General features: G+C 35.2%; 3 protein-coding genes, 1 tRNA gene and 1 pseudogene. All 5 read right to left on the bottom strand.

What is annotated here, in order from left to right; all coding sequences use genetic code 11:
• Positions 1-422 precede the first annotated feature (422 nt).
• Positions 423-815 (bottom strand): hypothetical protein, encoded by a 393-nt coding sequence (locus tag OZD68_RS01800; protein ID WP_275008851.1) that lies wholly within the window; start codon positions 813-815, stop codon positions 423-425.
• Between the two features lie 201 nt (positions 816-1,016).
• Positions 1,017-1,091: transfer RNA gene (locus OZD68_RS01805), tRNA-Gln, on the bottom strand.
• Positions 1,082-1,417: a divalent-cation tolerance protein CutA gene (gene cutA / locus OZD68_RS01810; protein ID WP_182309573.1), complete on the bottom strand. Its 336-nt coding sequence runs from the start codon at positions 1,415-1,417 to the stop codon at positions 1,082-1,084. Before cutA ends, OZD68_RS01805 begins: the two co-directional genes overlap by 10 nt.
• Positions 1,418-1,584: 167 nt before the next feature.
• Positions 1,585-1,740, bottom strand: coding sequence for a hypothetical protein (locus OZD68_RS01815; RefSeq protein WP_182309572.1), 156 nt, complete (start codon positions 1,738-1,740; stop codon positions 1,585-1,587).
• Between the two features lie 13 nt (positions 1,741-1,753).
• Positions 1,754-1,977: pseudogene (locus OZD68_RS01820) on the bottom strand (hypothetical protein); the annotation flags it as partial.

The following is a 1,977-nucleotide window of genomic DNA, read 5'->3' on the forward strand; positions in this document are numbered from 1 at the left end:
GCTACTGGCCTGCTATAGCCATAAACACATATCTTATCGCATTCGGACTATTATAAGAAAGGCTATAGTACGTCAGATGATATACAAAGGTATTATTTGCTGTGGAAATCAGTAATAGCGCAGGCAATGATTGATGCAGCAAGTATAGCCTTTCTTATAACAGTCCGAATGCGATAAGATATGTGTTTATGGCTATAGCAGGCCAGTAGCATATTACGGTCTGTTCGGATTATTGTAAAAAGAGCTATAACTGTAAAAAAACAGAAAGCTTGGTAGAAAAACGTAAGGCAATTTCTTGGTTGTCAGACTTTAGTCAAGATTTTGTGCACACATGTATATTGGCTGATTGTGATCCGGTATACGTAAAAAATAAAATACAGCCAACCTTAAAAAGCCTTACTAGATAAAGCCTTTTTATATACTTAATGAGGTTTACTCCTTTTACCGAAAAAAATATAATTCAATCTCCTATCTATAGTTGCCTCTATATCTTTGATTAATAGCTGCTTTATCATGTTTACTTTTCGCTTTGCATCTTGAGCTTGACGCTCATTGTTACCACTGTTATTGCTGTAATTATTCTTATCACTATAACTACTGCCACTTGGTTTGCTACTGTTACTGAACTCACTACCCTTTTTTCTTCTTGTGTTGAGTATCTGTATTATCTTTTCCTTTAAAAAGGACTTCCAGCCTGTGCCAAGTAACAATTTATAGAGAAAATGCGGAGTAAGAAACGCCACTAATATTCGAATAGAAATTCCGTAACCGATATCTTCCCTATTTTCATAATACCACTTGCAATATTGAAACAAACGGTAAAACGCATTTTTGAAAGAGCAAAATTCTACAGCATACCAAAAACCATTGCTGAGAAACATGAGCACAATGCTGAATGTGTAAAGATACATTGTGAAGAGAAACAGTTTCACAATTATATCTTTTAGACTACCTAATATATAATTCAACAATCTTAATTTATAGAAAAGTGATATCATTTCACACCCACTTCAATATGGCTGGGGTGGAAGGATTCGAACCTTCGCGTGGCGGTATCAAAAACCGCTGCCTTACCACTTGGCTACACCCCAATACTACTTACATCAATAACACTATTAGCCCAATTAGTAAAAGATTTATTTGCTTTTTCTATGCGCATCACAGCAATAGCTGGCTGATCATAAGAATGCATTGCTTCGATTTTTTCTACAATTTTATCAACTTGATCATTCCTGCTCTTCATAATTGCCACTACTTCACAACTATTACTAATTTTACCTTCCCATAAATACAGAGAATTCACTTCGGGAAATATATTTACACATACAATTAATTTCTCGTTTAACAATTCTTCAGAAACAGTTTTAGCCTCCTCAAAATTTGAAAAAGTTGTATAAACCAAAACTAAATTATTCATTAGTAGCTACATAAATGCATTGCTACTATACTCTACCGAGATTTATTCATCAAGAGAAAATAACGCCAGCGCGTACTGTATGAACATTTGTTTGCAAAGGTAGTATGTTAAGTGTTATAGCTAGTTTGCCTCAAACGTAAAGGTGTCATCCCAGTGCCCCTGTGATGTCATTCCAGTGCTTGACACTGGAATCCAGTTTTCCATATAATCTCATCGAAAACGTTGTAACCACTTTCTATGCTAGTTTGCTTGTAAACAAGCAAACTTTCCTGGATCCCAGTGGGCTTTGTTGCATCGCTCTTCGGATAGTAGGTAACGCACAATAAATTTATGAAGCTATCTCAAATTTAGCCATACCAATATCAGTGAACTTATTGAGCAAATAGCATTTATAGCACTTCTCGCAATAGTCCGAATAGGATAAGATATGTGCTTATGGCTATGGTACAGCAGTAGCATATTATGATCTGTTCGGATTATTGTAAAAAGAGCTATAACAAGTAGTTCCTTCTCTCTATTTGTCTCAGATTTATTCCTAAAACTAAACCCGAATGTTTGTT

The sequence above is a fragment of the Wolbachia endosymbiont of Drosophila bicornuta genome (assembly GCF_028982105.1).
In the GTDB taxonomy this organism is placed as follows: Bacteria; Pseudomonadota; Alphaproteobacteria; order Rickettsiales; family Anaplasmataceae; genus Wolbachia; species Wolbachia pipientis.

What these genes read in the sequence shown, in the direction of transcription:
- cutA (WP_182309573.1), bottom strand. Translation starts at nt 1,417, where the DNA reads ATGAATAATTTAGTTTTGGTTTATACAACTTTTTCAAATTTTGAGGAG.